This window comes from Rubrivirga sp. S365 (genome assembly GCF_032248475.1).
GTDB lineage: Bacteria > Bacteroidota > Rhodothermia > Rhodothermales > Rubricoccaceae > Rubrivirga > Rubrivirga litoralis.
The window spans coordinates 2,478,505-2,501,206 of the sequence record NZ_JAVTTN010000001.1 but is presented as its reverse complement, the minus strand read 5'-3'; the positions used below and the strand labels follow the sequence as shown (position 1 = coordinate 2,501,206).

The 22,702-nt window shown below is 73.6% G+C and carries 25 protein-coding genes and 2 tRNA genes; 6 read left to right on the top strand and 21 right to left on the bottom strand.

The annotated features are described in order from the left end of the window. Positions 1–52: 52 nt before the first annotated feature. From RQM47_RS10885 to rpsO, 8 genes are all read right to left on the bottom strand, one after another. The gene (locus RQM47_RS10885; RefSeq protein WP_311664794.1) at positions 53–922 is read right to left on the bottom strand and encodes a pseudouridine synthase; all 870 of its coding nucleotides are present in this window, start codon (positions 920–922) and stop codon (positions 53–55) included. Positions 923–928: 6 nt separating this feature from the next. Beyond that, positions 929–1,729, bottom strand: coding sequence for an SMC-Scp complex subunit ScpB (scpB, locus tag RQM47_RS10880; RefSeq protein ID WP_311664796.1), 801 nt, complete (start codon positions 1,727–1,729; stop codon positions 929–931). Between the two features lie 42 nt (positions 1,730–1,771). Then, a complete protein-coding gene (locus RQM47_RS10875; RefSeq protein ID WP_311664798.1) occupies positions 1,772–2,581 on the bottom strand; it encodes a segregation and condensation protein A in 810 nt (269 codons plus the stop codon). A gap of 176 nt (positions 2,582–2,757) precedes the next feature. Further along, the gene (locus RQM47_RS10870; RefSeq protein WP_311664800.1) at positions 2,758–3,789 is read right to left on the bottom strand and encodes an NADP-dependent oxidoreductase; all 1,032 of its coding nucleotides are present in this window, start codon (positions 3,787–3,789) and stop codon (positions 2,758–2,760) included. 156 nt (positions 3,790–3,945) lie between these two features. Beyond that, positions 3,946–4,806: a 3-hydroxyacyl-CoA dehydrogenase gene (locus tag RQM47_RS10865; protein ID WP_311664802.1), complete on the bottom strand. Its 861-nt coding sequence runs from the start codon at positions 4,804–4,806 to the stop codon at positions 3,946–3,948. Between the two features lie 312 nt (positions 4,807–5,118). Beyond that, a complete protein-coding gene (locus tag RQM47_RS10860; RefSeq protein ID WP_311666078.1) occupies positions 5,119–6,216 on the bottom strand; it encodes an ISAs1 family transposase in 1,098 nt (365 codons plus the stop codon). A 392-nt stretch (positions 6,217–6,608) separates the two neighbouring features. Next, positions 6,609–8,858, bottom strand: coding sequence for a polyribonucleotide nucleotidyltransferase (gene pnp, locus RQM47_RS10855; protein ID WP_311665600.1), 2,250 nt, complete (start codon positions 8,856–8,858; stop codon positions 6,609–6,611). Positions 8,859–9,127: 269 nt separating this feature from the next. Further along, entirely contained in the window at positions 9,128–9,394 is a 267-nt protein-coding gene (gene rpsO, locus RQM47_RS10850) for a 30S ribosomal protein S15 (protein ID WP_311665598.1), read from the bottom strand. Positions 9,395–9,643: 249 nt separating this feature from the next. On the opposite strand from rpsO, the gene RQM47_RS10845 reads away from it, so the two are divergent. Further along, entirely contained in the window at positions 9,644–10,066 is a 423-nt protein-coding gene (locus RQM47_RS10845) for a hypothetical protein (RefSeq protein ID WP_311665596.1), read from the top strand. Between the two features lie 49 nt (positions 10,067–10,115). Here the strand turns inward: RQM47_RS10845 and RQM47_RS10840 are convergent, their stop codons facing one another. Then, positions 10,116–10,925, bottom strand: coding sequence for a TatD family hydrolase (locus RQM47_RS10840; protein WP_311665594.1), 810 nt, complete (start codon positions 10,923–10,925; stop codon positions 10,116–10,118). A gap of 246 nt (positions 10,926–11,171) precedes the next feature. On the opposite strand from RQM47_RS10840, the gene RQM47_RS10835 reads away from it, so the two are divergent. The 4 genes from RQM47_RS10835 to RQM47_RS10820 all read left to right on the top strand — a co-directional run bounded on the left by RQM47_RS10835 (position 11,172) and on the right by RQM47_RS10820 (position 15,298). Beyond that, on the top strand, positions 11,172–12,065 hold the full coding sequence (locus RQM47_RS10835; RefSeq protein WP_311665592.1) for a diacylglycerol/lipid kinase family protein: 894 nt from the start codon (positions 11,172–11,174) through the stop codon (positions 12,063–12,065). Positions 12,066–12,181: 116 nt separating this feature from the next. Next, positions 12,182–13,648, top strand: a complete 1,467-nt coding sequence (gene cls / locus RQM47_RS10830; protein WP_311665590.1) for a cardiolipin synthase — start codon at positions 12,182–12,184, stop codon at positions 13,646–13,648. Between the two features lie 186 nt (positions 13,649–13,834). After that, positions 13,835–14,614, top strand: a complete 780-nt coding sequence (locus tag RQM47_RS10825) for a hypothetical protein (RefSeq protein ID WP_314008954.1) — start codon at positions 13,835–13,837, stop codon at positions 14,612–14,614. A gap of 69 nt (positions 14,615–14,683) precedes the next feature. Next, the gene (locus RQM47_RS10820) at positions 14,684–15,298 is read left to right on the top strand and encodes a TlpA disulfide reductase family protein (protein WP_314008952.1); all 615 of its coding nucleotides are present in this window, start codon (positions 14,684–14,686) and stop codon (positions 15,296–15,298) included. Here RQM47_RS10820 and RQM47_RS10815 read toward each other — a convergent pair. The 6 genes from RQM47_RS10815 to msrA all read right to left on the bottom strand — a co-directional run bounded on the left by RQM47_RS10815 (position 15,295) and on the right by msrA (position 17,723). Beyond that, positions 15,295–15,561: a DUF202 domain-containing protein gene (locus RQM47_RS10815; RefSeq protein ID WP_311665584.1), complete on the bottom strand. Its 267-nt coding sequence runs from the start codon at positions 15,559–15,561 to the stop codon at positions 15,295–15,297. The genes RQM47_RS10820 and RQM47_RS10815 overlap by 4 nt on opposite strands. Further along, positions 15,561–15,881 (bottom strand): thioredoxin, encoded by a 321-nt coding sequence (gene trxA, locus RQM47_RS10810; RefSeq protein ID WP_311665582.1) that lies wholly within the window; start codon positions 15,879–15,881, stop codon positions 15,561–15,563. The genes RQM47_RS10815 and trxA overlap by 1 nt, the downstream gene beginning before the upstream one ends. Before the next feature lie 9 nt (positions 15,882–15,890). Further along, complete coding sequence (locus tag RQM47_RS10805; protein ID WP_314008949.1) at positions 15,891–16,340, bottom strand: rhodanese-like domain-containing protein; 450 nt, start codon at positions 16,338–16,340, stop codon at positions 15,891–15,893. A gap of 3 nt (positions 16,341–16,343) precedes the next feature. After that, entirely contained in the window at positions 16,344–16,589 is a 246-nt protein-coding gene (locus RQM47_RS10800) for a YgaP-like transmembrane domain (protein WP_314008947.1), read from the bottom strand. A 287-nt stretch (positions 16,590–16,876) separates the two neighbouring features. After that, a tRNA-Asn gene (locus RQM47_RS10795) sits at positions 16,877–16,948 on the bottom strand. Positions 16,949–17,183: 235 nt separating this feature from the next. Then, positions 17,184–17,723, bottom strand: a complete 540-nt coding sequence (gene msrA, locus RQM47_RS10790; protein ID WP_311665576.1) for a peptide-methionine (S)-S-oxide reductase MsrA — start codon at positions 17,721–17,723, stop codon at positions 17,184–17,186. A gap of 137 nt (positions 17,724–17,860) precedes the next feature. Here msrA and RQM47_RS10785 point away from each other — a divergent pair, with 137 nt between their 5' ends. Beyond that, a complete protein-coding gene (locus RQM47_RS10785) occupies positions 17,861–18,631 on the top strand; it encodes a type 1 glutamine amidotransferase (RefSeq protein ID WP_311665574.1) in 771 nt (256 codons plus the stop codon). On the opposite strand, the gene RQM47_RS10780 is transcribed toward RQM47_RS10785, so the two are convergent. From RQM47_RS10780 to RQM47_RS10755, 6 genes are all read right to left on the bottom strand, one after another. Then, on the bottom strand, positions 18,628–19,047 hold the full coding sequence (locus RQM47_RS10780; RefSeq protein ID WP_311665572.1) for a hypothetical protein: 420 nt from the start codon (positions 19,045–19,047) through the stop codon (positions 18,628–18,630). The genes RQM47_RS10785 and RQM47_RS10780 overlap by 4 nt on opposite strands. Continuing rightward, a complete protein-coding gene (locus tag RQM47_RS10775; protein WP_311665571.1) occupies positions 19,044–20,093 on the bottom strand; it encodes a YheT family hydrolase in 1,050 nt (349 codons plus the stop codon). The genes RQM47_RS10780 and RQM47_RS10775 overlap by 4 nt, the downstream gene beginning before the upstream one ends. Positions 20,094–20,106: 13 nt before the next feature. Further along, positions 20,107–20,841: a hypothetical protein gene (locus tag RQM47_RS10770; RefSeq protein ID WP_311665569.1), complete on the bottom strand. Its 735-nt coding sequence runs from the start codon at positions 20,839–20,841 to the stop codon at positions 20,107–20,109. Positions 20,842–21,132: 291 nt separating this feature from the next. Next, positions 21,133–21,206, bottom strand: a tRNA-Arg gene (locus RQM47_RS10765). Between the two features lie 127 nt (positions 21,207–21,333). Next, on the bottom strand, positions 21,334–22,155 hold the full coding sequence (thiD, locus tag RQM47_RS10760) for a bifunctional hydroxymethylpyrimidine kinase/phosphomethylpyrimidine kinase (RefSeq protein WP_311665567.1): 822 nt from the start codon (positions 22,153–22,155) through the stop codon (positions 21,334–21,336). Positions 22,156–22,171: 16 nt separating this feature from the next. Continuing rightward, on the bottom strand, positions 22,172–22,648 hold the full coding sequence (locus RQM47_RS10755; protein ID WP_311665565.1) for a PTS sugar transporter subunit IIA: 477 nt from the start codon (positions 22,646–22,648) through the stop codon (positions 22,172–22,174). Between the last annotated feature and the right edge of the window lie 54 nt (positions 22,649–22,702).

Here is a 22,702-nt window from a genome sequence, read left to right as displayed (position 1 = left end):
GGTGAGCGGAGCGGCTCTGCTCATCCCTCCATGTCCCGTCCCTCCTCATCCCTCACCCGAACACAACAGGCTTGAGCTTGACCGAACGGCGGAGGCGGCCGACCTCGTGCGGCTCCAGACGGCGCCACCGGCCGCGGCGGAGGCCGTCCAGGTCGAGGCCGGCGTAGCCGACCCGGTCGAGCGCCTCGACGCGGCGGCCGAGCGCCTCGACCATCCGGCGGACCTGGCGGTTGCGGCCCTCGTGGAGCTGCAGCCCAATCTCGGACCGCCCCGCCCCGCCCCGCCCGATGAAGGTGGCGTGGTCGGCGCGCGCCGGGCCGTCGTCGAGGTCGACGCCGCGGCGGAGCTTTTCCAAGTCGGCGTCGGAGATCGGCGCGTCGAGGCGGACGCGGTAGAGCTTGACGGCGCCGTAGCTGGGGTGCATGAGCCGGTGAGCCAGCTCGCCGTCGGTCGTGAGCAGCAGCGCCCCCGTCGTCTGCCGGTCGAGGCGGCCGACCGGGAACAGCGCCGACTGCTGGTCCTCGGGGAGCGAGACCAGGTCCATCACCGTCGGCCGGCCGCGGTCGTCGGTGACGGTCGTGATCGTGTCGGTCGGCTTGTTGAGCAGGACGTAGACGAGGTCCGACGGGCCGACGGGCCGGCCGTCGACGGCGACGCGGTCGCCCGGCGACACCTTGACGCCCATCTCGGTCACGACCGCCCCGCCCACGGTCACGCGGCCGGCCGCGATGACGGCGTCGGCCTCGCGGCGCGAGGCGACGCCGGCGCGCGCGAGGAACTTGTTGAGGCGGACCGGCCCCTCGGGCGCGGGCCGCTCGGCCGCCCCGCCCGGCGATCCCGCCTCGCCCGCGCGCTCCTTGCGGGCCGCCTGCCGTCGGCGGCGGACCGAGGCGTCGCCGCCCGTTCGCTTCTTGTCGCTCATCGTCGGTTACTCGTCGTCGGGGCCGCCCCGGGCGGGGCGGCCGCCGGGGGCGGGGTGGTGAGGGGCGGAGTGGGCATCGGGAAGATCGTCGGTCTCCGCCCCGCCCGTGCCGGGTCCGGCCGCATCGGGTCCGTTCTCCTCGGAGCCGCCCGCGTCGGGCTCGTCTCGCCCGGGCGCGCCGGACGCGGGCGGGGCGGTGAGCTCGGCGAGGAGCCGGGCGCGCTCGCGGTTGAACGCGGGGTCGCCCAGGATCTCGTTCACCTCGCGCGGCGTGGGGAGCGCGCCCAGCCCGTCGAGCCCGAACTGGTCGAGGAACGCGTTGGTGGTCGCGTAGAGGAGCGGGCGGCCGACGGAGTCCGAGCGCCCCGCGATCTCGACGAGGTCGCGCTCCAAGAGCTGCCGCAGCGCGTAGTCCGACGAGACGCCGCGGACGTGGTCGACCTCGGGCTTGGTGACGGGTTGTTTGTATGCAATAACGGCCAACGTTTCCAGCAGCGACCGGCTCAGCCGCCGCACGTCGCGGTCGGCGAACAGCGCGCGGACGAACGGGGCGACGGTCGAGACCGTCGCCAGCCGCAGCCCCCCGCCCCACCGCCGCACGCGGACAGCCCGGCCGCCCTCTCGGTACGCCGCGTTCAGGCGCTCGACGGCCGCCTCGACGTCCGCCCCGCTCGTCTCGGCCCCCGTCACCTCGTCGTACACGCGGGCCACGTCCTCGGGCCGCAGCGGCACGTCGGACGCGAACACCAGCGCCTCGACGGCCTGGTCGAACGTGTCGGCAGCGTAGCGGGGCGGGGCGGTCTCCACAGCAGGGTTCGGGGTTCGGGGCTCAGAGTTGGCTGCGCCGGCCTATGGCTCGGGGTCCGCGAGCACGGGCGGGGCGGCGTCGGCGGGCGTCTCCCCCACCCCGCCCCCGTCGGCGGGCGGGGCGGGCTCCAGGGCAAAGTCCTCGGGGCGCAGCCCGAACACGACGCGGATGGCCTGCCGCTGCGCGAGGTCCAGGACGGCCAGGAACGTCGTGATCACGAACGCCTTCGAGCGGCCGGCGACGAGCGACTGGAACGACGCCCCGCCCCGGCGGTTTGCGCCCCGCCCCGCCCGCCCGACGCGCTCCAGCACCCAGGCGCGCTGGACGTCGACGGCGAACGTCTCGCGCTCGACGTCGTGGGTCGGGGGCGGGGCGGCGGCGGCCCGGTCGAGCGCGGCGCCCAGCGCCTTGACCAGGTCGAACACGGTCGCGCGCACCGCGACCTCGGGCGGCGGGGCCAGCCGGTCGTGCTCGGCCGACGCCTCGCCGCGCGTGAACAGCCGGCGCCGGGCCTCGAACCGGCCCTCCAGGTGCCCCGCCGCCTCCTTGTAGCGGACGTATTCGAGCAGCCGGTCGACCAGCTCCTGCCGCGGGTCGATGGGCTCGCCGTCGTCGTCGAGCTCGGGGCGCGGGAGCAGCATCCGCGCCTTGATCTGGATGAGGAGCGCGGCCGTATACACGAAGTCGGCCGCCGCGTCCAGGTCCACGCGTTCGAGCGTGCGGACGGCCTCGAGGTACTCGTCGGCGATCCGCGCGACGGGGATGTCGTGGACGTCGAGCTCGTCGCGGCGGACGAAGAAGAGCAGCAGGTCGAGCGGCCCTTCGAAGTGGTCGAGCTGGACGCGGTACATGGGGCGACGGCTTTGCCCAAGCTACGGACGGCGCCGGGGCAATGCCGGCCGCCCCGCCCCGCCCGCGGCGGGCGGGGCGGCCCTAGAGGTCTCTGCGGGCGGGGCGGCTGACCGCCGCCGCACCCGCTCTCCGCCCCGCCCACGCCGCGCGTACAGGGCGGGGCGGCCCTCGCTGCTTACGAGGTCAGGTGGATGACGCGCTTCCCAAAGGCCTCGCCGTTCAAGAGGCCGACGAGGGCGGACGGCGCCTGCTCCAGCCCCTCGATCATCTCCTCGCGGTACTGGATCTCCCCCTCCTTCACCCAAGCCCCCACCTGGCGGGCAAATTCGGGGTAGAGGTGCCCAAAGTCGTCGAGGACGATGAACCCGCGCACCGTCATCCGCTTGCGGAGGATGACGCCCATCAGGTAGTTCATGCGGTCCGGCCCGTTGGGCAGCGACGTCCTGTTGTACTGCGAAATGAGGCCGCAGAGCGGGATGCGCGCGCGCGTGTTGAGGAGCGGCAGCACCGCGTCGAGCACGTCCCCGCCGACGTTTTCGAAGTAGATGTCGATGCCGTCCGGCACGGCCGCCGCCAACGCGTCGGGAAAGCCGTCGGCCTTGTAGTCGACGCAGGCGTCGAAGCCCAGCGTCTCGACGACGTGGGCGTTCTTTTCCGGGCCGCCCGCGATGCCGACGACGTGGAGCCCCAGGATCTTGCCGATCTGGCCGACCGTCGCGCCCACCGGGCCGCTGGCGCCGGCCACCACCAGGGTCTCGCCGGCTTGGGGCTGGCCGATCTGGGTGAGGCCGGCCCAGGCGGTCAGCCCAGGCATTCCCAACACACCCAACGCCCACGACGGGTTGTCGGGGCTCGTGCCCAGGTTGATGACGCCCCTGCCGTCGGAGAGCGCGTAGTCCTGCCAGCCGCCGTACGCCACGACCCAGTCGCCCTCAGCGAAGCCGTCGACGTCCGAACGGACGACCTGGGAGACCGTGCCGCCCACCATGACCTCGCCGATCTCGACCGGCTTGGCGTAGGAGGGCGCGTCGCTCATGCGGCCGCGCATGTAGGGGTCGAGGGAGAGGTACTCGTTGCGCAGCAGCATCTGCCCCTTCCCAGGGGCCGGAAGATCGCCGGTCTCGAGCCGGAGCGTATCGTCGTCGGGCTCGCCCTCGGGCCTCTCGGCCAGGACGAACCGGCGGTTCTGCGATGGGGATTGGGACATGAGAGGGTCGGGTTCAGCGTGTACGGTTTCGGGGCCGGGCGATACGTCGCAGCAACGGACCGGGAAGGTCCGCCAGCCGCCGGGGGCGGGGCGGGGCGGGGCGGGGCGGGGCGGGGCGGGCGCGCGGGCTTCGGGCGGTGAAGCCTGCGCCACGCGCTACTCGGAGTACGTGTAGAAGCCCTCGCCGCTGGCGACGCCCATCTTGCCCTTGTCGATGTACTCGGTCTTCAGCCACTCCGCGAGCTTCTGCTTCTCCGGTCCGCCGTGCCAGAAGATGTTGTACGGGGTCGTGAGGCCGATGATGTCGAAAATCTGGAACGGGCCGAGGGGAGCGCCCGTCGCGATCCGCCACGTCGTGTCCACGGCCTCGGGGTCGGCGTACCCGCCCGCCGCCAGCTCCGCGGCCGCGTCGAGGAAGGGGACGAGGAGCGAGTTGAGGACGTAGCCGGCTTTTTCCTTGTGCAGCTCGATCGGCACCATCCCGATGTCTTTGGCAAACTGAACGACCGCCTCGAACACGTCCGGGTCCGTGTCGGGCGTGCCCATCACCTCGGCCGTGTTGAAATCCCAAATGCGGTTGGCAAAGTGCAGCGCCAGAAACTGGCCCGGCCGGCCCGTCGAGTCCTTGATGTCGCTCGGGAGCAAGGTCGAGGAGTTGGTCGCGAAGATCGTCTCGTCTGGGGCCACCTCCGCCAGCTTCTGGTAGGTCTCCCGCTTGATGTCTAGAACCTCGGGCACGGCCTCGATGATGAGGTCCGCGTCCTTCACGGCGTCGGCGAGGTCCGAGCTCAGCGTGATCGCGTTGCGAGTCTCCTCGGCCTTGCCGTCTGCGGCGAGCGGGACCTCCTCGGCGTAGGTAGCGGCCAGCTTCTCGAGCCGATCACGTGCGCCGTCGAGCGCCTCGTCATCGATGTCGTACGCGGTCACGGTGAACCCGTGCAGCGCGGTCTGGAACGCGATCTGGGAGCCGAGCACTCCCGTTCCTAAAACGGTGACGTTGCGGATCGTGGGGGTCATGGTGATTCATGGGTTGGGGTGCTCCGGTGAAGCGCGGGCGGCCCTACAGGTTCCTCCGCGCTACAGCGCCGGCCGACGGCCGGGGCATGCCTGTCGCTGGGTTCAGGGTCGCCAGCCCACCCAGGACGCTCCGGCCTGTCCATGAGCAGGAAGAGGCCTGCGCCTCGTTCCGCCCCGCCCCCTCCTAGCCAGGAGCAGGACTCCTCCCGCCCCGCCCGGTTCGGACGCTGATACAGCATGAGACTGCTCGATCCTGCGCCAGGAACGTTCAGAGAGTTTGGTTGCAATAACAGAAGCTCCAGGGGCTACGCATCACTCTAGCCGGAGCACCGTCGCGAGGTAGTCGGCGTCCCAGGCGCATCGCATCCGCTTCGTCGGCGCGCCGCCCTCGGCCGTTGTCTCGGCGCGCAGCAGCGTCAGCGCCACCCGCCGCGCTACCGCCAGGTTCGCCGCTGCGTGATCGGTCCGTGTCCGGCTCGCGTCTTCGCCGAAGCTCACGTCGAGCGACCAGTGCAGCCCGTTCTCGACGCCCCAGTGCCCACGCACCGACCGCGCAAGCGTCTCGGCGTCGACCGCCAGGCTCGTCGCGAAGTAGCGCTGCTCGGTCGAGGTCTTGCCGCCCACCGTCCGCGTGGACTCCACCATCCCGACGCTCGTCAGTCCGGCCCAGAGCAGCCTCCGCAGCGCCTCGTCCGGCACAGCGGCCGACCAGTAGCGCCGCGTCTCGACGCGGCCGTGGCCACGCTCAGAGGTCTCGAAGGCGTCCACGTCTCCCGAGAGCGTCGCCTCCATCATCCAGCGCTCGGCTTGCTCGCGCAGCCCGGCCTGGTTGCCTTTGAGGCCGAACACGTAGTCCCCGCCGCCGTCGACGATCTGCTTCGCAATGTCGGTCTGGCACCCGGCCGCGTCGGTGGTGACGATGCAGCCCGAGAGGTCCAAGAGCGCCAGCAGGCGCGGGACGGCTGACACCTCGCCCTCGCCGTCGTCGGTGGTGACCTGTCCGAGTGCCGCGCCCGCCTCGGTGGCCCACGCCGAGACGACCGTCAGCATGGGCTCGCCCGCGTCGCGGGCGCGCCGGAGCCGCTTGCCGTCGACGGCGACGACCCGGCCGTCGGTCTTGCGGAAGGCCTCCTGCGCCCAGGCGGCAAACGAGCGCTCGAAGTGTCGGCGGTCGACGAGGGCGAAGACACGGCGGACGGTGTCGTGCGACGGGACGCCGTGGGTGAGCGGCAACCAGCGCCGGAGCCAGTCGAGGCGCGCCTTGCCGAAGGCCTCGATGGCGAGGAAGCTGTCGGCACCGGCCGTGATGGCGCAGAGCGCGAGGCCGAAGATGTCGGAGAGCGCGTGGCGCTTGCCGTGGTCTCGGCGCGGGTCGGGGATGAGGTCGAAGTGACCTCCAAGCAGAGCCATGAGCGGTGGAGCGGAGCGAAACCGGCTCCTACGCTACTCATGGTGATGCGTAGCCCCTGACAGAAGCTCGTGCTAACCCCGCTCGTAGCCTGCGGACTGGACGGGAATCCCGGCTGGGCCGCAGGGTCACCGACGTAGCGCCGAGCCGGGAGCAGGCTATCGGGCGGGGCGGCCCGTGCTGCACGAACCCGACGGTCTGCACGCCGAGCCGCGACGGCCGCGGAGCCACCCCGCCCCGCCCGCGAGAGCGCGCGGAGGCACGGCGGCGGTCCGCTGGGGGCGGGGCGGCGCCCTCCACCCCGCCCTCGCGCGGAGCGGCCACAACAAAGCGCCCGCCCCGACGAGCGGGGCGGGCGCGTGCCGGACGAGGCGGGGCCTCGGGGCGGGGTGGTCTAGTCGCGGCGGCGGCCTCGACCGCGGCCCCGGCCGCCTCCCCCACCACCGCCGTCGCCGTTCGACGAGCGGCGCTTGGCCATCTCCTCCTTCTCCTCTTCGGTGGGCTCCGGGAGGAACGGCTTACGGCTCACACGGAGCTTGCCGCCGTCGCGGATCTCGATCAGCTGGACGTCCAGCTTGTCGCCGACCTGCATCTCGTCGGCCGGGTCGTCCACGTAGCCGTGGGCGATCTCCGACACGTGGAGCATGGCCTCCTTGCCCGGCATGATCTCGAGGATCGCGCCGAACGGGAGCAGGTTCTTGACCGTGCCCGTGTACTTCTCGCCGACCTCAGGCTGCGTCACGATGCCGCGGATGATGTCGACGGCGCCGTGGGCCGAGTCCATGTTCGGGGCGGCGACGGTCACGTAGCCCTTCCCGTCGCGCTCGTCGATGTCGATCGAGGCGCCGGTGTCGGCCTGGATCCCCTTGATGATCTTGCCGCCCGGCCCGATGATGGCGCCGATGAACTCCTGGTCGATGACGACCTGGATGAGGCGCGGGGCGGTCGGCGAGATGTCCTCGCGGGGGTGCTCGATGGTCTTGGCCATCTCGGCCAGGATGTGCTGGCGGCCGGCCCGGGCCTGCTCCAGCGCCTCGCGCATGGTCGACATGGCGAGCCCGTCGATCTTGATGTCCATCTGGCACGCGGTGATGCCGTCCTCGGTGCCGCAGAGCTTGAAGTCCATGTCGCCGAGGTGGTCCTCGGTGCCCAGGATGTCGCTCAGGATGGCCACCTTGTCGCCCTCGGCGATGAGGCCCATCGCGATGCCGGCGACCGGCTTGTCGGTCGGGACGCCGGCGGCCATGAGCGCCATCGACCCGCCGCAGACGGAGGCCATCGACGACGACCCGTTGGACTCGAGCACGTCGGAGATGATGCGGACCGTGTACGGGAAGTCCTGCTCGGGCGGCATCACCTTGCGGAGCGCGCGCTCGGCGAGCATGCCGTGGCCGATCTCGCGGCGCGACGGCCCGCGGAGGAACTTGGTCTCGCCGACGGAGAACGGCGGGAAGTTGTAGTGGAGGTAGAACCGCTTGTCCTCCTGGTCGAACACCTGGTCGACGGCCTGCACGTCGCGGCCGGTCCCCAGCGTCACCATGACGAGCGCCTGCGTCTCGCCGCGCGTGAACACGGCCGAGCCGTGGACGCGGGGGAGGTAGTCGATCTCGGTCCAGATGTCGCGGATCTCGTCCGTCTTGCGGCCGTCGAGGCGGCGCCCGTCGTCGAGGATCATCTCGCGCATCACGCGGCTCTCGGCCGCCTTGAACGCCTCCTTGACGTCGGAGACCGAGTGGCCGTCGACCTCCTCCTTGGCGTCGTCGCCCTCGCCGAACATGTCGGTGACGAGCGCGTCGCGGATCTCGCGGATGCCGTCGTAGAAGCTGGCCTTGTCGTAGTCGTCCTTGCGGAGGTGCTTGTCGACGTCGCCCTTGATCTGCTTGTAGACCGAGTCCACGAGCGCCTCGTCGGCGGCGACCGTCTCGTACTCGAGCGGCTGGGGCGCCCCATCGCGCTCGTCGCGCTGCGAGACGAGCTCCTGGATGCCGGCGACGATGTCCTTGATGGCCTCGAACGCGAACTCCAGGGCCGACACCATGTCGTCCTCGGAGATCTCGTCCATCTCGCCCTCGACCATCGCGATCGCGTCGGACTTGCCGGCGACGATGAGGTCGATGTCCGAGCCCTGCCGCTCCTCGTGGGTCGGGAACAGCACGAAGTCGCCGTCGACGCGGCCGACGCGGACGTGGGCGGTCGGGCCGTCGAACGGGCTCCCAGAGAGCGAGAGCGCGGCCGACGAGCCGATGCCGGCGACGACGTCGGCGTCGATCTCCTCGTCGGCCGAGAGGACGTAGTTGAGGACCTGGACCTCGTTACGGAACCCGTCGGGGAAGAGCGGGCGGATGGTCCGGTCGATGAGCCGCGACGTCAGCGTCTCCTTGTCGGTCGGTCGGCCCTCGCGCTTGAAGAAGCCGCCGGGGAAGGCGCCCTTCGAGCTAAAGCGCTCGCGGTAGTCGACGGTGAGCGGGAAAAAGTGCTGGCCGGGCTTGGCGCTCGTCGCCGTGACGGCTGTCGAGAGCGTGACGGTGTCGCCGAGGCGGGCGACGACGGCGCCGTCCGCCTGCTTGGCGAGCTTGCCGGTCTCGAGCGTCAGCGTCTTGCCGCCGACCTCGATGGTCTGGGTGAATGCCTGGGGGGCTTCCATGGGGAGTGTGGGGTGCGGGCCGGTCTGGTTCAGGCCCTGGTTGGAACGCGGCGGCCCCCGCCCCGCCCGACGCCTCGGAAGGCGGGCCGGGAATCTGTTCTCGCGGGCGCCCCACCCCGCCCTCGCGGGGCGGCGCCGTGGGGCGCTCGAGAGAACGGACTGCCGGCGGGCAGAGCGGCCGGGTGCCGCTGGGGTTCGGCCTCCCACCCGCGGGCGGGGCGGCCGAAACGAAACACGGCGGCCCCCGCTGTGGGAGCCGCCGCATGGGGTTACCGACGCAGGCCGAGCTCGGCGATCAAGGAGCGGTACCGCTCGATGTCGCTGTTTCGGAGGTAGGCCAGGAGCCGGCGCCGCTTGCCGACGAGCTTGAGCAGGCCGAGACGGGACGCGTGGTCCTTCGTGTGCGTCCGGAGGTGCTCCGTCAGGTCGTTGATGCGGGCGGTGAAGAGGGCGATCTGGACCTCGGGCTTTCCGGTGTCCTGCGCGCTCGCGCCGTGCTTGGCGGCGATCTCTTGCTTTTGTTCTTTCGTGATCATTCGATCCTCTGCCGATCTGCGATACGGGAGAAGACCGCCCCCCCGGTCGATCGGGCGTGGGGAGGACAGTCGTGTGAGGGCGCGGTCTGCGCCGTGTCTTAAAAGTATCGCGGGCGGGGCGGGTCCAGCCTGCCCCGGGTCTTCACTCGGCCGCCCCGCTCCCGTCGCGGGCGGGGGCACAACGTGGGGCGGGCGCCGTTACATCGGCCGGCCGGCCCGCGGCTCTCCCTCCCCAGCCCCTCAGCAGCCATGATCCGCGAGCTCTCCCTGGCCGTCCTCCTGTCCTCCTGCGCTGGGTGCGCGGGGTTCTTCCCACCGCGGGAGGTGGCCGGGCCGCCCGCGCCCGTGCCGACGTGGGTGTACGGAGTGTGGACCAGCCTGCACATGTGGGGGTTCAACTCGTCGGTCGGCCCGAGAACCGAAGCCGAGCGGTTCGAGATCGACCGCGACGGCCGGTACCGGATCTATGAGGACGGCCACTTGGCCTTGGCAGGGACCTTCACCGGCGAAGGGGTCCCGGGGGACCCGGGCGCCGTCCGCCTCCGGTTCACGGGGAGGCGGCTGGAAACCCGTTTCGTCACCGTCAACTCCTTCGCCGAGTGGGAGCGGACCTACGTGGTCCGCTACGACCAGCCCGATTCGCTCTCGGCACTCGGCACTAAACTGAACTGACCCCGCCGCCGCGGGCGGGGTGGCCGAGCGCTGAGGGACCGCCCCGCCCTCAGGCGGGCGGGGCGGCGTCGGGGATCGAAAAAAGCGCCCGCGCCGTCGCCGTCGTCCGCTCGGCGACCTCCTCGACGGGCAGGCCGCGGACGTCGGCCAGGCGCTGCGCCACGAGGGCGGTGTAGGCCGGCTCGTTGCGGCCCCCGCGGTGCGGCGTCGGCGCGAGGTACGGGGCGTCGGTCTCCAGCACGATCCGGTCGAGCGGCACCTCGGCGACGGCCTCGGCCACGCCCGCGTTCTTGAACGTGAGCGTGCCGCCCAGGCCGACGTGGAACCCCAGGTCGAGGACCTCGGCGGCCAGCCACGCCGGCCCGCCGAAGCAGTGGAACACCCCGCCCAACGTCCCCTCACCCTCCGCTTGAACCTCCCTCACGATCTGCACGAGGTCGCGCGAGGCGTCGTCGGACCCCTTCCGGTCGCGGTTGTGGAGCACGAGTGGGAGCCCGTGGCGGACCGCGAGCCGAGCGTGCGCGCGAAGCGAGGCGCGCTGCGCCTGCTCGTGGTCGCGGCTCCAGTAGTAGTCCAGCCCCGACTCGCCGACGGCGAGCACGCGGCGGTCCGCGAGGGCCGCCCCGACGCGCGCGAGGGCGTCGGGGGCCGCGTCGGCCACATAGGTCGGGTGTACCGCCGCCATCGCCCAGACGCCGTCGTAGGCGTCGCACAGCGCGAGCGCATCTTCGATCGAGGCCACGTCGACGGCCGGCTGGATCACGACGCCGACGCCGGCGGCGTGGGCGCGCGCCACGACGGCGTCGCGGTCGGCGTCGAAGGCGTCGAGGTAGAGGTGGGCGTGGGTGTCGACGAGCACGGCGGGCGGGGCGGGGGGAAACGGCTTCGGCCTTCGGTGCCCGTCCGCGGGCGGGGCGGGCGCACGGGGCCGTACGTCCCGGAGGCGCCCGGGTGCCTCCGGGGCCGCTAGGCTCCCGCGGCGCACGGCGACCGCCACCCCGCCCCGCCCGCGGCTGCCGGACAGGCGGGGCGGCAGAGCGTACGTTTCGCGGAACGGCCCCGGGCCTCTGCGGGAGCCTCCCGCCCCACGCTCCCACCCCGCCCCATGCGCGTCGGCGTCTTGATTACCCCCGCGAGCGGGGCGGCTACGCGCCCGATGCCCGACGAGATCGCGGCGGCGTTCGAGCGGGCCGGCGCGCAGGCCACCGTGCGGACGGTCGGCGGCGAGGGCGACGACGCGCTCGCGGCCCACGTGCGCCGGGCCGCCGCGGAGTCGGACGTGGTCGTCGCCGCCGGCGGCGACGGGACGGTCCGCGCCGTGGCCGAGGCGCTGGCGGGCGGGGCGGTCCCGATGGGCGTGCTCCCGATGGGCACGTTCAACCACTTTGCCCGCGGCCTCGGCCTGCCGACCGAGCTCGCCGCCGCCGCCCAGACGATCCGGGAGGGCGTGGCGCGGCCGGTGTCGGCAGGCCGCGCGGGCGGGCGGCTGTTCCTGAACAACGCCGCGCTCGGGCTCGCGCCCGACGTCGTCGTGCAGCGGCGCGAGAGCCACGGGAGCCGGCTCGGCCGCGTGCTCGCCACGGTGCCGGTCGCGCTCGGCGCGCTGCTCCACATGGACCGGCTCCGCCTCGACGCCGACCTCGACGGGCGCCGCGCCTCGTTCGAGACGCCGTTCGTGTTCGCGACCCCAAACCGCTACGCCCCCAGCCTCTTCCAGTTCGGCGTCCTCGACCGCCGCACGGACGGGAGCCTCAACGTCTACGTCGCCACGCCGGACGGGCCGGTCGACGCGCTCCGCGTCGGGCGCCGCCTGCTCCGGGGGCGCCTCGACCGGCACCTCGACGCCTCGGTGGCCGAGCGCGTCGAGCTCGCCGCCGACGAGCCGCGCGTCCGCGTGCTCATGGACGGCGACGTGGTCCGCCTCCCGTCGCCCGTCGTCATCGAGGGCGTCCCGGACGCGGTCCGCGTCGTCGGCCCGGCGGCGCCCTCCGCAGGCTGACGCCCGACCGCCCCGCCCGGTATCCGCCCCGCCCCGCCCGACGGGCGACCGCCGGTCGCCCCTACGTTTCCCGCCCCGCCCACCAGACGGCCGCCTCTGCGCCGCTCCCGCCCCCGATGTTTGACGACCCGATGACGACCGCCGACATGATCGGGTGGGCGTTCGGCTTCCTGCTCCCCCTCGTCCAGGTGCTCGGCGTGCTGAGCGCCGTCGACGCCATCATGCACGCGCGGACGCCGCAGGGCTCGGCGGCCTGGGTCGTGGCGCTCGTGCTCCTGCCCCTCGTCACGCTCCCGCTCTACTGGGCGTTCGGGCGGTCACGGTTCGAGGGCTACGTCCGGGCCGTCCGCCAGTTCGACGACGAGGTGACGGCCCGGCTCGAGCGCGCCCAGCGCTCGCTCGAGCGCTGGGAGGTCCCGCCCGAGGCCGCCTGCGACGAGCGGACGGCGTCGGAGCTCCGCGGCTTCGCGAACCTGTCGCGGCTCCCGTTCCTCCGCGGGAACTCGCTGCGCCTGCTGGTCGACGGTAAAGACACGTTCGACGCCATCCTCGGCGCCATCGACGCGGCCGAGCACACGGTCGTCGCCCAGTTCTACATCGTCCACGACGACCGGCTCGGGCGCCGCTTCCAGCGGAGCCTGCTCGACGCCGCCGCCCGGGGCGTCCACGTGTTCTTCGTCTACGACGGCGTCGGCAGCCACAGCCTCCCGCGGCGCTACGTCCGCACGCTCCGCGAGGCCGGTGTCGAGGTCAACGAGTTCAGCGGCGAGCGCGGGTGGCTGGGCCGGTTCCGCATCAACTTCCGCAACCACCGCAAGATCGTCGTCGTGGACGGCCAGCGCGCGTTCGTGGGCGGCCTCAACGTGGGCGACGAGTACCTCGGCCTCGACCCCACGCTCAGCCCGTGGCGCGACACGCACCTGGCCGTCGAGGGGCCGGCGGCCCAGGCGCTCCAGCTCACGTTCGCGCGCGACTGGTACTACGGGCGGGGCGAGGTCCCCGAGCTCCCGTGGGAGCTGGCGGGGAGCGACCGCGACCAGAACGCCCTCGTCGTCGCGTCGGGGCCGGCCGACCGCGTCGAGACGGCCGGGCTCCTCTACGCGCAGGCCATCGCCGCGGCCGAGCACCGGGTGTGGATCGCGAGCCCGTACTTCGTCCCCGACGGCCTCGTACTCGGGGCGCTCCAGTCGGCGGCGCTGCGCGGCGTCGACGTCCGCGTGATCATGCCGCGCATGGTCGACTCGTGGATGTTCCGGTTCGTGCCCTACGCCTTCCTCCCCGACGTCGAGCACGTGGGCGTCAAGGTGTTCCTCTACGAGGACGGGTTCATGCACCAGAAGGTGATCCTGGTCGACGACGACTACGCGGCGGTGGGGACGGCCAACTTCGACAACCGCTCGTTCCGGCTCAACTTCGAGGTCACCTGCCTCGCCCACGACGCCGCGTTCTGCGCCGACGTCGAGGCCATGCTCGAGGCCGACCTCGCGCGGTCGACGCGGCTGACCGAGGAGGACCTGACGGCGCAGTCGTTCCCGTTCCGGCTGGCGGCGCGGTCGACGCGGCTGCTCGCGCCCGTCCTCTGAGGTACGAGGTACTGGGTACGCAACCTGAGAAGCCCGCGCCGGGACGCGCGGCGGTCGACCTGTTCAAAGGCTCCGTGCCGAACCGGGCGGGGTGGAACGGGCGGGGCGGAACGGGCGGGGCGAACCGAGCGGGGTGGAACGGGCGGGGCGGGCGCCCGGTACAGCCGAGCCCCACCGCCCCGCCCCATGCGCACTCTGGCCTTCTCCCTCGCCCTGTGCACGCTCGCGCTGGGGTGCCAGGACGCCCCCGACGACGCGGCGGTCGCCGACCGCCCCGCCCCGCTCGTGACCGAGCCGGTCCAGCCGCCAGAGGCCGCCGACCCGGAGACGCTGGGTGGCGACCTGCCGTCCTACGCCGCGCGGCTCCTCTCCGGCCCTTACGTCGAGGCCTCGTACTTCGCCCTCCCGCCCGGAGCATCGGTGGCGATGCAGAACGGGGAAAACTGGGTCATCTACGCCTACTCCGACGCGTCCGTCACCGTCGACGACGCGCCGACGGAGTGGGCCGCGGGCTCGGCCGCGTTCTACGACGCCCCGACGCGGATCACGAACGCGGGCGACGCCGACGCGCAGCTGCTCTTTTTCGAGCGGTGGGCCAACCCGCTCCCCGACCGCCGTGAGGACCCGGACGAGGACATTCGCTTCCCGTACGAGCTCACGCAGATCGACCGGATCGACAGCCCGGCCGTCGACGTGCTCGTGTCGAACGACGACGTCGGCGTCGCCCTGGTGACGCTGGCGCCGGGCGAGTCGCTCCCGCCCCACTCGGCGTTTAGCCGCGTGGTCGTGGCGCTCTCGGAGTTCGAGGAGGAGCGGTCGCAGGGCGACGAGTTCGGCGGCGACTCCCCGGACGTCCGCGTCCAGGGCGAGGCGGGCAGCGTGAGCTGGGAGACGGCCCGGAACTACGCCGTCGAGAACATCGGCACGGCGCCGTCCGAAACCCTCGTCGTCGCCTACTACGAGTAGCCGGGGGCGGGGCGGCCGCCCTTCTCGCTCCTGGAGCCGCGCCGCTGGGCGCCTCCCGCCGCATCCCCCATGCGCGACGCTCCTCCCGACCACCCCGCCCGTGCCGCCGGTTCCACCGACCGCCCCGCTCGGCGGCCGAGCGGGGCGGGGTGGCGCCGGGCGTGGGCGCTCCTCCAGTGGGCGGCCGTGCTCGTGCTCGCCGTCGTCCTCGTCCGCCGGCTCGTCCCCGACCTCGACCTCCCGGACCTCGGGGCGGCGCCGGACGTGACCTACGCCGCGCTGGGCGGGGGCACGCACGGGCCGGCCAACTACGCCGGCCAGGTCGTCGTGCTCAATGTGTGGGCCACGTGGTGCCCGCCGTGCGTCGTCGAGACGCCTGGGTTCGTCGACCTCCAGGCCGAGTTCGCGGGCGACGTCCAGTTTCTCGGGGTCTCGCAGGACGACGACCTCGCCGACGTCCGCGCCTTTGCCGAGCGGTACGGCGTGGACTACCCGCTCCTGGTCGGCCCGCCCGTCGCGGGATCGCCGCCGCCGGCCGCCGTGCTCCCGACCACGCTCGTCATCGACCGGGGCGGGCGCGTGCGGATGCGCCACGAGGGGCTGCTGCTCGAAGCCGCGCTCCGCCCCGCCCTCCGCGCGCTCGTCGCCGAGCGCCCACCGGCGCGCTCGGGCCGGGCGGGCTAGGCCGCCTGCTCGGCGTCGAGCCGGCGGCGCACGCGCGCAAAGCGCCACGCGCCCACGGCGACGACGAGTGGCGAGACGGCCAGGCTCGCCCACCCGACGACCTCGAAGCCCACGTCGTCGGTAAAGTGGACGAGCGCCGCGCCCGTCGCGACGAGCCCCAGTGCGGTGCGGAGGTAGGCCAGGAGCGTCCGCTCGTTGGCGAGGACCGTCCGGTCGAGCGCGAGCCGGTCGCGGAGCGGGAGCGGGTCGGGCGGGGCGGCCACTACGCGGGCGCCGGCAGGTGCTCGCTGAGCCACTGGCGCAGCGCCGGCTCCGGAAGGGCGCCCGTGAACTCGGCGACGACCGCCCCGCCCGAGAACATCTTCACGGCCGGGATCCCGCGGATGCCGAACCGCTGCGAGAGCTCGGGGTGCTTGTCCGTGTTGATCTTGACGAGCCGCCACCGGCCGGCGCTCTCGCGCGCCAGCCGCTCGATGGTCGGCCCGAGCACGCGGCACGGGCCGCACCACGGCGCCCAGAAGTCGACGAGAACGGGTTTTTCGTGGCTCTTGTCGAGCACGTCGGTCTGGAATCGGTCGGGCATGGCGGGTCGCTAGGGCGTGTAGGGTTCGGTGGAGAGGCCGGCCGCGGCGAGAGCGTCGAGCCCGCCCGCGTTCGCGAGGCGGGTGATGCCCAGCGCGGCGAGGCGGCGGGCGGCCCGCTCCGCGCGGGTCCCCGAGCGGCAGTAGACGAGCAGGGGCCTGTCGAGGTCGAGGGCGTCGAGGGCGCGGGCGTCGAAGTTTGGCGCCGTCACGTCGAGCACGAGCGCGCCCGCGAGCCGCCCCGACGCCGCCACCTCGGCCGGCGTGCGCACGTCGACGACGACGGCGTCGGGCATCTCGGCGAGGAACGCGGCGGCCTCCTCCGGCGAGAGGCGGGCGACGTCGACGCTGTCGGCGGGCGGGGCGGCGGCGACCGTGGAGCTCGGGCGGGGCGGCTCCAGCGCGCGGTCCTCCCCGCCCGGGGCCGCGAAAAGAAAGGCGCAGAGGAGAGCGTTGAGCATCGGTCAGCCCCCCGCGCGGAGTTCGGCGCGGGCCGCGGACCCATCGAGCGGGGCGTCGAGCGGCGGCCCCAGCACGCACACGTCGAAGGCGCCAGCGGCGAGCGGGACGAGGGCGAGCGCGGCTCGGGCCTTGCCGCCGGTCGTGCCCCGGCGGGCGTAGCCGGAGACGAGCAGGCCCAGCCCGGCGGCGACGCGGAGCGCACGGCCTGCGGGCGAGACCATGAAGGAGACGAACGAGGGGGCTTTCATCGGGCAGGTCTGTGGGAGAGGGTGTGGTACCCGCCCGGCCGGCCAGGGTGCCGCGGCCCCGCGCCTTCCTCCCGTTCTCCCTGGGCGGGGCGGCGGGTTCCAGGGCGGCCACCCCGCCCCGAGGCTGTTCGCGAGCGCCCCCCAAGCGTCGTCCCCGCGCAGGCGGAGCCCAGTCAAGAGGGCCGGCCACCCCGCCCGTGGCCAGTGCTCGGCGGGGCGGGGCGGGGCGGTTCAGACGGGCCGAACGCAAAAACGGCCCCTCTGCTCTGCAGAAGGGCCGCCGTGGGCTCCCCGGGTAGGATTTGAACCTACGACCCTGCGGTTAACAGCCGCATGCTCTACCACTGAGCTACCGAGGAGTGTCCGCCCCGCTCGGGGGCACACGGAAGGTAGGGCTCGGGCGGGGCGGGGCGCAAGGCTGGGGGCGCCCTCTTCACCGCCCGTTCGCAGGCTCCACCCCGCCCCACCGTCGAGCCGGCGCAGTCCGCCGCTAGAGCAACGCGCAGGGAGGTACAGGGTACTCGGTACGAGGTACGCGTGCGCCGAGGTCAAATCGGGCCGTACCTCGTACCCCGTACCCACCCGAAGGGTGCTCTAGGCCGGCACCGCCAGCTTGTCGAGGTAGCGCGACCGGAGCTTGGTCACCTTTGGCGCGATGACGGCCGCGCAGTACGGCTGGGCCGGGTTGCGCTCGAAGTAGTCCTGGTGGTAGTCCTCGGCCGGGTAGAACGAGTCGAGCGGGACGATCTCGGTCACGATCGGGTCGTCGAACGACGGGGCCACCTCGGCGGCCACGGCCTCGGCCGTCGCCTTCTGCTCCTCGGTCGTGTAGTAGACGCCCGAGCGGTACTGCGTGCCGCGGTCGGCGCCCTGGCGGTTCAGCGTCGTCGGGTCGTGGGTCGCGAAGAAGACGGCGAGCAGGTCGTGGAGCGAGACGACGTCGGGGTCGAACGTGACCTCGACGACCTCGTTGTGGCCCGTCCGGCCGGAGCAGACCTCGCGGTAGGTCGGGTTCTTGACGTGGCCGTTGGCGTAGCCGGAGACGACGCGCTCGACGCCGCGGAGCGGCTTCATGACGGCCTCGGTGCACCAGAAGCAGCCGCCGCCGAGGACGATGGAGTCGGTCTGTGCCATGGGATCTAGAGGGGGGAGTGTGCGGGGGAAACAATCGCCCTGTAGACGGCGGGCGGGGCGGCCGTCTTACGCCCGGGCACCCGCCCCGCCCCGGCGCCGTACGCGGGCTCCGCCCCGCCCTCTGGACCACCCCGCTCATGGCCCCCGACCTCGACCACGTCCGCGTCCGCCTGATCCAGGTCCGCGAGCGGCCCGCCGTGATCGCCGAGGAGCAGGCGAGCTTCCGCGAGCGGACGGGGCTCCGCGTGGACCAGCTCGCGGTCACCGACGCGCTCTCCGACGCCCTCTCCCCCGCCCTCCTCGACGACGTCGACGCGGTCATGATCGGGGGCGCCGGCGCCTACTCGGTCGTCGACACGTTCGGGTGGACGCAGAGCCTGGTCGACGTGTGCCGCGCGTGCGCCGACCGCGGCGTGCCGCTGTTCGGGTCGTGCTGGGGCCACCAGTTCGTCGCGCGCGCGTTCGGCGGCGAGGTGGTCCACGACCCGAGCCGGGCCGAGATGGGCACGCACGACGTGGCGCTGACGGCGGCGGGCGGGGCGGACCCGCTGTTCTCGACGCTGCCGGCCCGGTTCCCCACGCAGATGGGCCACCACGACCGCGTGAGCGCGCTGCCGCCCGGCGCCGTCGAGCTGGCGTCCAACGACCGCGCGCCGCACCAGGCGTTCCGCCTCGCCGACGCGCCCGTCTACGGGACCCAGTTCCACAGCGAGCTCGACGAGGCGACCGAGCGCGCGCGCCTCGTGACCTACCGGCCGTACTACCCCGAGATGGCCGACGACGACGTGTTCGCCGCCGTCCTCGACACGCTCCGCCCGTCGCCGGCGGCCGACGACCTCCTCCGCCGCTTTCTCCTGCTCTACGCCGTCGAGGGCGGGGCGGAGCGGCTCGCGGAGGCGGCCGGCTAGTCGCCGCAGGTGCCGGGGTACGCCTTCGCCCGGCTGACGGTCTGGTTAGCCGTGGCGGCGTCGACCTCGACGGTGTAGCGGTAGCAGTCGACCCTGAAGGCGACGTCTGGGACCGTCTCCGCGATCACCCCCCTCGCGCCGGCGGCCAACCCGCCCGGGACGACTCCGCCGGCGAGGCGGCTCGGCCCCTCCCCTTCTCCTTCCACCGTGAACGCGAGCGCCGCCACGGAAAAGCCGACGTCCCCCTCGTTGCGGACCGTCGCCGTGAGCGTCACCGCCCCGCCCGCGCTCTGGACGAGGTCGACCGTCTCGACGACGAGGTTGTCGGGGAGCACCTCGCCCTCGACCTCCTCGAACGAGTCGCAGGCGGTGAGGGAGACGAGGGCGCACAGGGCGAGGAGCGGGCGGAGGGTCATGCGCCGGGCGGGGTGGTGGAGCGGGGCGTCGGAAGGAGGGCCGCGTCGAGGAACTGCGAGGTCACCGTTTCGGACCAGAACTCGCCGCCCCGCTCGACAAACCCGACGTGGCCGCCGTGCTCGGGTGTGAGGAGCGTGAGCGACGGGTTCCGCGCGGCCTCGGCGCGGGGGTAGCACGCGGGCGAGAGGAACGGGTCGTCGAGGGCCTGCACGAGCAGCGTCGGCACGCGGATCGCGCCCAGGAGCGGGAGCGACGACGCCCGCGTCCAGTAGTCCTCGGCGCTGTCGAACCCGTGGAGCGGGGCGGTGACGTGGCCGTCGAACTCGCGGAACGACCGCATCCCGCGGATGGGGCCGGCGTCGGGGACGCCCTCATGGCGGGCGGCCTTGTCGGCCACCTTGTCGCCGAGCGAGCGGAGAAAGCGGGCCATGTAGACGCGCCGGCTCGGGCGCTCCATGACGGCCGACGCCGAGGCCAGGTCGACGGGCACGGAGATCCCGACGCCGCCCACGACGCGCCGGTCGACGTCGCCGCCCCGCTCGCCGAGCCACTTGAGCGTGACGTTGCCGCCCAGGCTGAACCCGACGACGGCGACGGCCCTCGCCCCGCCCCCGCGGTTTGCGCCCGCAGCCTGCCCGCCCCGCCCGCCTGAACCGCCGGGGGCGGGGCGGTCGAGGACGCGGCGGACGACGGCGTCGAGGTCGTCGGAGACGCCGCTGTGATAAGTCCGCGCGAGCCGGTTGGGCTCGCCGGAGCACCCGCGGAGGTTCCACGCGCAGACGGTCCACCCGCGCCGGGCGAGCGCCCGGGCCATGCCGCGGACGTAGGCCCGGTCGGTGCTGCCCTCGAGCCCGTGCGCGACGACGGCGACGCGGGCGCCGTCGGACGAGCCGGTCCAGTCGAGGTCGAGAAGGTCGCCGTCGGCCAGCTCCAGCCGCTCGCGGCGGTACGCCACGCGGACGCGGCGGAACAGCGTGGGCAGCACCGACTGGACGTGCCCGCTGCGGAGCGGGCGGGGCGGCCGGTACGGGGGGAGGTCGGTCACGGCGCGGGCGGAGTCAGTCTGAGCCGGGCGTCACCGGCGCCTCAACGCGCTCGACCCAGCACGGGCTGTCCCCCTCCCCCGTAGCTCGCTCCCGGCACTCGTCGAGCGCCCGGTTCGCGGCAGCCGCAGCGGACCCGTAGGACCACGACGCCCCCCAGAAGTAGCGGTGGTTCTCGCGGCGCCCGACGGCGAGGGCTCGCCACCCCGGGCGAGCGCGGAGCGCCTCGACGGCCTCGGCGTGGACGGAGGCGAAGTCGACGAGCACGAACGGCGGCGTCGCGCGGAGGGTGTCGGGGAGCGGGCGGCCTCTGGAGTCGGTCGCGAGGTAGACCATTCGGAAGTTGCCCCGCCCATTCGCCGCGACGAGCCGCTGGAGGAAGTCGGGGTTGAGGTGGATTTGGGCCACGGCGACCTCGGCCGCGGAGGCGTTGAGCGAGGGCATGGGCGGCGCCTCACAGTCGAGCGTGTCGACCGGAGTCCACGCGTCGCCGCCCGCCCATTGCTCAGCGACGCTCCCGCAGGGGGTGAATACGGTTCCGCCGCGCTGGACGGCCGTGACCCACAGTCCGGTCCCACCCGCGGCGGGGCCGACGACCGAGTACCCGCCCCGGCTCATGAGGAGGGTAAGAGGCGGGCCGTCGCGGGTGAGGACCGAGTCCGGGGGCAGCGGGGCACGGCCCGGGGCGCCGCCGTCCTGGGCGGCGACGGGCACGGCGAGGAGGGCGGCGGCGAGGACGAGAAGGCGCACGGCGGGCGGGGTGGCGGCCCAAGGACAACGAGGGAGGATCCGGACTGTTCGGGGCCGTCCCTGCTGAGGGGGCGCACCGGCGGCGCGTAGGACTCTCCTCAGAGTCGCCCCGGGTCCGTCGTGACTCCACATCTCGCTCCGCCCGCCGCGCGGGCCGCTCCACGAAACGACCCCATCAATGGTGCAGCGAGCAGCCGATGGGGCGGGGCGGACTGAACCCTGTACCCGGACCCACACAAACGCGGAGGCCCCCGCGTCGTTGTGACTCAGGGGCCTCCGCCTACTCTTTTGTACGCCGGGGAAGATTCGAACTCCCGACCTTCGCATCCGTAGTGCGACGCTCTATCCAGCTGAGCTACCGGCGCGTCTCGGCGGGCGTGGACCCGCGCGAGGACCCCAAGATAGGCCGTCAGCGGAGCGCGCCTCAAGTGAAGACGACGGGGAGCCCCGCCCCGCCCCGCCCGAGCGGCTCCACGGCCCCGCCTGCGCGCTTTAGGCCGGCGTGGGCGGGGCGGCCGGCTCGCGGTCCAGGAACCAGAAGTGCGACGTCGGCCCGTGGCCGCCGCCGAGGTCGAGCCCGTGGCGGATGGCACCCTGGAGGTAGCGCCGCGCGCGGCCGACGGCGTCTTCGAGGTCGTGGCCGCGCGCGAGCCCGGCCGCGATCGCGCTCGCGTAGGTGCAGCCCGTCCCGTGCGTGCTCGTCGTGTCGATGCGGTCCTCGCGGTAGAGCGTCTCGCCCCACTCGGTCAGCAGGAGGTCGACGGCGTCGGCCTCGCCGTCAAGGTGGCCGCCTTTGACGAGGACGGCGCGCGGCCCCATCGCCAGGATCGCGCGGGCGGCGCGGCGGGCGTCGTCCAGCGTCCGCACGCGGCCGCCGGCGAGCGCGGCGGCCTCGTGGGCGTTCGGGGTCACGAGGTCGGCGAGCGGGAGCATCTGGCGGCGGACGGCCTCGACGGCGTCGGCGTGGAGGAGCAGGTCGCCGTTCGTCGTCACCATGACCGGGTCGACCACGACCGGGCCGAGCCCCCAGCGGGCCACCCCGCCCGCGACCGCGTCGATGATGGCGGCCGAGGCCAGCATCCCCGTCTTGACCGCGCCGACGGGGAGGTCCGCCGCGACGGCGTCGATCTGGGCGGCCACGACGTCCGGCGGCACCTCGTGGACCGCCGTGACCTCGCGCGTGTTCTGGGCCGTGATCGCGGTTACGACGCTCATGCCGAACACGCCGTTGGCCTCGAACGCCTTGAGGTCGGCCTGGATGCCGGCGCCCCCGCCCGAGTCGGAGCCGGCGATCGTGAGGGCGGTGGGAGTCATGCGAGGGCGGGGTGGTTTACGAGGCGACGGCCTCGGCGTCGCGGAGCGCGGCGGCGGCCTCGGCGGGCGTGGCCGCCTCGCGGAGCCGGCGGCGGAGGTCCACGTCGGAGAGGAGGAGGCTGAGCCGGCTGAGGAGCCGGACGTGCCCGCCCCGCTCGGCCTCCGGGCCGGCCAGGAGCACGGCGATCTCGACCGGCTCGCCGTCGAACGAGGCGAAGTCGACGGGCCGGCCCAGCGTGGCGAGCGCGGCGACGGTCCCGGAGGTCGCTGCGCTCCGCGCGTGCGGGAGCGCGACGCCGTGCCCGACGCCGGTCGACATCATCGCCTCGCGGGCGAGCACGTCGGCCTCCAGGCGCTCGGCGTCGACGACGGCCCCGTCCGCGGCCACGGCGCGGACGAGCGCGCCGACCACCTCCTCCCTCGTCGCCACGTCGAGGCCGACGACGATGTGTTCGGGCGGGAGCAGGTCGGAGAGGGGCGGGGCGGTGGGCATGGGCAGACGGACCGCCCCGCCCCGCCCAACGTTCCCAGCGGGCCGCGGCCCGAA